Origin of the sequence: Pseudomonas sp. Ant30-3 (assembly GCF_000690905.1) — a bacterium.
Classification (GTDB): Bacteria; Pseudomonadota; Gammaproteobacteria; order Pseudomonadales; family Pseudomonadaceae; genus Aquipseudomonas.
In genome coordinates this window covers 1-5,318 of the sequence record NZ_JMCL01000138.1, presented here as the reverse complement: position 1 = coordinate 5,318, position 5,318 = coordinate 1, and the positions used below count along the sequence as shown (strand labels likewise).

The window sequence follows — 5,318 nt, the reverse complement described above, 5'->3', positions numbered from 1 at the left end:
AGCACAGGCCTGGTAGCGGGTGCCAGGGGCCCGGTTGCGGCGCAGCTCCCGGCTGATGGTCGAGGGGGAGCGGCCGAGCATCCGGGCAATTCGCCGCTGGCTGAAACCTTGGGCAAGGCCGAGTTGAAGGGTCGCACGTTCGGGGATACTGAGTTCGTGATAGGACATAGTGGCAGCACCGTACCGGAAAGGTCAGGTGTTGCACTCAGTTTTTGCGGCCGCCCTCTTAATTGTTAACGCGTTCAAAAATTTTTTCAATTTTTCCTTTTAATACTTGCGCAGTAAAGGGCTTGATTACGTAACCGTTCACTCCAGCTTGGGCGGCTTTGATGATCTGTTCACGTTTAGCTTCGGCGGTCACCATTAAAACCGGAAGGTGTTTGATACGATCGTCAGCACGCACATAACTCAAAAGATCGATACCGGACATACCAGGCATATTCCAGTCAGTGATTAGAAAATCGAAGCTGCCGTTTTGCAGCATCGGTAGCGCAGTCGTTCCGTCATCTGCTTCATACGTGTTAGTGAATCCAAGATCACGCAACAGGTTTTTTATGATCCGGCGCATCGTTGAAAAGTCATCAACGATGAGGATTTTCATATTTTTATTCAATTCAACCTCTAAATAATCTTCACTATGTTCTTCAATTGAACGCATTTTTAAACTCAAATCACAAAACGCACGGTGTCTAGCCGCATTGGCGAGGTTAACAATCGCTCGCCAAAAAACTCCAAGTGCCCGCGCGGACTCACCGGTAATGGCCAAGCATCTATTTTTTGCGCTATCGATTTGAATACCAGGGAGCACTTAGAACGAGGAAAAGCATCGTATACCGCACGCTGTTTTTTCACAGCCTTGCGCATGCATTCATCATAAGGCACAGCACCAACATATTGTAAACTCACGTCAAGAAAAAGATTCGTAACACGGGTCAACCTAGCAAAAAGATCGGGCCCTTCTTGGGGGCTTTGTGTCATGTTGACGAGTATGCGGAAACGATTTATGCCGTAAGAATGACTAAGCATTTTAATCAGCGCATAGGTGTTGGTGAGTGAAGTTGGCTCGTCACACACGACCATCAACACTTCGCGGGATGCACGAATACAACTGATAACTGAATCACCTATACCGGAGGCCGTGTCAATGACCAGCACGTCGAGCTTCTCGTCGACATCACTAAAGGCTTGAGTTATTCCGGCGTGCTGAGCTGACGTTAGATGACTCATCCTTTGACAGCCCGAAGCTGCAGGAACGATGCTGATTCCGCGAGGCCCTCGCAGAAGCACATCCTGCAGCTCGCACTGCCCCTTGATTACGTTGGCAAGGTTTTTTGGGGGGGCTAATCCGAGTAAAACATCTACATTTGCCAGACCGAGATCAGCATCAAGCAGCATGACTTGTCGGCCACGCTCAGCCAATGCTAGGGACAGGTTTACTGCTACATTGGTCTTACCGACACCACCTTTGCCACTTGTCACAGCAATGACCTGCACTGGATGCATGCGGTTCATTTCTCTTATCTCCTAGTCACTCAGGGTGGTGGCCGTCCTCTGTCTTCGACATTTAATACAAGGCAGCTATTCTGATCTGATCGTGATGAAGGCACAGTTTTATGTTTTGCTACTTTAAGCGGATAACTTCCAATGAAGGAAGCTGCTTGATCAAACGAATTGTAAAACCTCGTCGATTTGAGCCTTAGCTCCTGTATTTTCTTCAAGCTATCCACGATAATAAAACCGGCGCATTAATGATGATTATTTACTTTTTAAGCATCGTTTTTAATTGTCAATTTCCTGGTGTTAGCCAACCTCGCACATTGTAAGACTCGTGTAGGTTACTAACTATTTCTGCGGCTTCTGATTTGCTCCTGTAAGGCCCAACGACAATAAAATTGTTTTCCTGCCTAATTATTGGTAAGTGCATCCCGTTAATCGCCGCAGTAGATTTTTTACGGGTCAACGCGCTAGATAGTGTATATTTCTATCACCCAAATGTCGGCGGTTTCAGCTAACCGATCTTTATTCTTTGAGTGCTTTATTATTGTGCTACATTGAAAGCACGATTGATACGATAACGGCATTAAAACCGGCCTGAGAGCGCAGAGATGAAATGGTTTTTTCGATACATTGCTAGCCGATTTTTTTCTGCGAAAAAACATCACCAGCAATCCCGCCAACCCTATAAATCCACCTACTACCAGCAGGTACAGTAACCAAGCAGTCATGGAGTTTATATCTCGGAAATCAGCGTTATCTGATGTACTTTCTAAATCCGTAAATTTAGATGAGGTGAGAGTGACTAGACTGTTTTGTAGATCGCCAAATTTCTGACTTAGCAGTGTTCTTGAAGCAGCATCTTCAGCATAGTTAATTTCTGATACACTGCTTGAATTTATATAATTTTTCTCAGAGCACCACACAATAGTATTTTCCGTAAAAAACACCACCACGAGTACTAATGCTTGCATGATCAATCCAAATATAATAATTTTTGAGTTTAGATTCCACATAAATACCCCTATGGACGGTCTGAAGTAGCTCAACAATTCCCGGCCACTTCGCCATCAGCAGTTTAAAAACAGCGACTGCGCCAAACCATGATCAGTTTCGCAGTTTTCTTCATGCTTTTCGGCTTCTACAAGCACCTCGCAGCAGCCATTTCCCACATTACAGGCGCACTTCTCGTGCATTGGTCGGTAAATATCGGCGGGCCATTCACAGGTTCGACAGGGACATCAACAGCGAAGCGATTGCCGACTCACCGGGGAAAAACAGCTTGCCGATGATCACGGCGAAGAAGCTGTAAACGGTGAAATCGTAGATCTCCAGGGCATTGCCCAGGGAAGAGGCGATCACCACCCGCCGCATCATGCGGGATTCGGGGGCAACACTCGATGCGGTATCGACACCGAGACCGTAACTAACTAGGAGGGGGCTCATACCTATTTTCCTTAGCCCAGATAAGGGGTGTGGCGCAGTCTTGGGCATGCGTCGGCAATCTGCACTTGATATTTCTGCAAGGCCCTCACCAGCGGTGCGGGAAAGATCGGTCCAGCTAACAGGCACCTGCACAAATTTGGGCATTTTTTGACTCGTAGGCACAACGACGGTGCCGCTAACCTGAGTCATTCGGTAATCCGAACGCTCGGAGATGGCTTTTGCCTGGAAAGCTTGTGGCCATGTTTTCCGCAAAAGTCCTGAAACAGGTGGTTTCAGAGCCTCTGCACTCACTTTTATCAAGGGCTTGAGTAATGGTTGTTGCCGCTGACCGAATGACTTGGCGAACGCTCAGCCAACAGCCCTGTCGCCGAATGACACTGGCTTCGGTAAAATACCCTCCCCACCTAAGAGGGTGTAGACAAAATCAAGTAAGCTATCGACCCCCTCCTCGACTCGTTAATGATGGCCAGAACAGGACGCCCACCGAGAATCGCACCAGAGCACTACCCGCTTTTGGTGGAACTGGCACAAGCTAACTCCCTGTCCACTCAGGCCGAATTGATGGATCTGTTCCTGATGAAGACAGGCATTTCCACTCATCCGGCCACGTTTGCAACCGCGCTGAAACTGGCTGGTATTGTGCACATCAAACCGCGTATCAAGAGTGTTTTTGAGCTGTCTGATAAGCGCACTACGTACGGATACAACGACACTCATAGACGCCAATTGCCCGAACAGCGTTACCCCAGTTGTCTGACCGACACGGAATGGGCTCTGGTCGCAGATCTGTTCGAACGTGAGGACCATCGAGGCAAGCCTCCGAGTCACTCAAGAAGGCAATTACTGGAAGCGTGTTGTTATGTTGTCCGTACAGGCTGCTCTTGGCGAATGCTACCTCTCGAATTCCCGCATTGGGACAACGTATACAAGACATTCAGGCGCTGGAGCGAGCAAGGAAAGTTCGAGCAAATGCATGATCGTTTGCGCACGATGTAGCGTCATAGAGAGGACCGCGACAACAACCCATCAGCGGCTATCCTTAATGCCCAATCGACCCGATCCGCACCTCAGGGCGGTGAAAATGGGTACGACGCCGGTAAGAAGGTCAAGGGGCGCAAGCGTAGTCTGATCGTGGATACGCTCGGGTTGCTCCTGGCGGTCAGTATCAGTGCCGCCAGTGTGCAGGATCGGGATGCAGCCACCGAAGCGATGGCCCAGACGGCTGAAAAGTACCCCTCGATCAAAACATTGCTCGTCGACAGCGCCTATGCCGGTAAATGGGCGCAGTATGTTCAGCAAACGCATGAGGTCAACGTGCAGGTGATCCGAAGCCCTGGTAACAGAAACACCGGGCAATGGAGCACCCAGCAGTCTGATCTTTTCTTGCCGGCGGTAAGACCGGCTGGCTTCATCGCTTTCCCCAAGCGCTGGGTCGTTGAGAGAACGCATGCATGGAATGAAAGGGCAAGGCGGCTATTCATGCACCATGACCGATTACACGTCGTAAGCGAAGCTTGGGTATGGCTGGCAGAGGCGCGCTTACTGGCGCGTCGACTGACTGCTTGATTTTGTCTACACCCTCTTAGCTCTTACACAGATACTCCTCAACCAACTCCACCCAACAAGCCGCCCCCAGCGGGGTGACTTCATCATTGAAGTCATAATGGTCGTTGTGCACTGAGCATCCAGTGAACTCGCCGGAGCCATTGCCCAAAATGAAGTAACAGCCGGGCCGGGCCTTGAGCATCCAGGCGAAGTCTTCGCTGCCCATCAGTCGCACCGGCATTTTATCCAGCACGTTTTCGCTGCCCAGCACCTTCTGCGCGGCTGCGCGCACGCGTTCGGTTTCGGCTTTGCTATTGACCAGTACCGGGGCCAGTAATTGGTAGTCGATATCGGCCTTGACGCCAAAGCTGGCTGCCTGGCCTTCGACGATCTCGCGGATGCGTCGTTCCACCCGGTCGCGGATCTCTGGGGCAGCAGTGCGAACACTGACCATCAATTTGGCCGTTTCGGGAATGATGTTATAGGCGCTGCCGGCCTGGACCACGCCGACACTGATCACCGCCGCATCATCAGCGGCCAGATTGCGTGAAACCACAGTCTGCAAGGCGCTGATGATGGAGGCCAGTGCAGGCACCGGATCAATGGCTCGTTCAGGCATGGCGCCGTGACCGCCGCGACCGGTCAGGGTGATGGTGACCCGCTCGGAGGAGGCCATCAGTCCGCCGACCTGTACCACCGCCTGCCCGACTGGCAGGCCCGGCATGTTGTGGTACGCGTACACCGCGTCGCATGGGAAACGGTCGAACAGGTCATCTTCGATCATCAGCTTCGCGCCGGCCAGACCTTCCTCGTCTGGCTGGAAGATCAGGTTC

The 5,318-nt window shown here is 50.9% G+C and carries 5 protein-coding genes and 2 pseudogenes; 1 reads left to right on the top strand and 6 read right to left on the bottom strand.

The genetic code is table 11. The annotated features are described in order from the left end of the window. From DU29_RS1000000131845 to DU29_RS1000000131840, 5 genes and pseudogenes are all read right to left on the bottom strand, one after another. The coding region (locus tag DU29_RS1000000131845) for a helix-turn-helix domain-containing protein (RefSeq protein WP_033050279.1) at window positions 1–168 on the bottom strand (168 nt) is incomplete at its 3' end. A 58-nt stretch (window positions 169–226) separates the two neighbouring features. Further along, window positions 227–601 carry a chemotaxis response regulator CheY gene (locus DU29_RS0126395; protein WP_161781313.1) on the bottom strand — a complete coding sequence of 125 codons (375 nt, stop codon included), beginning with the start codon at window positions 599–601 and terminating at the stop codon, window positions 227–229. 65 nt (window positions 602–666) lie between these two features. Beyond that, complete coding sequence (locus DU29_RS0126390) at window positions 667–1,512, bottom strand: MinD/ParA family protein (RefSeq protein WP_028624399.1); 846 nt, start codon at window positions 1,510–1,512, stop codon at window positions 667–669. 452 nt (window positions 1,513–1,964) lie between these two features. Further along, window positions 1,965–2,468, bottom strand: a complete 504-nt coding sequence (locus DU29_RS1000000132670; protein WP_152635594.1) for a hypothetical protein — start codon at window positions 2,466–2,468, stop codon at window positions 1,965–1,967. 256 nt (window positions 2,469–2,724) lie between these two features. Then, window positions 2,725–2,871: pseudogene (locus tag DU29_RS1000000131840) on the bottom strand (MFS transporter); the annotation flags it as partial. 531 nt (window positions 2,872–3,402) lie between these two features. On the opposite strand from DU29_RS1000000131840, the pseudogene DU29_RS01000000130515 reads away from it, so the two are divergent. Continuing rightward, a pseudogene (locus DU29_RS01000000130515) lies at window positions 3,403–4,506 on the top strand (IS5 family transposase). Window positions 4,507–4,522: 16 nt separating this feature from the next. Here DU29_RS01000000130515 and DU29_RS0126375 read toward each other — a convergent pair. Further along, window positions 4,523–5,318 (bottom strand): amidohydrolase (locus tag DU29_RS0126375; RefSeq protein WP_028624398.1); only part of this gene is annotated, 796 nt, incomplete at its 5' end.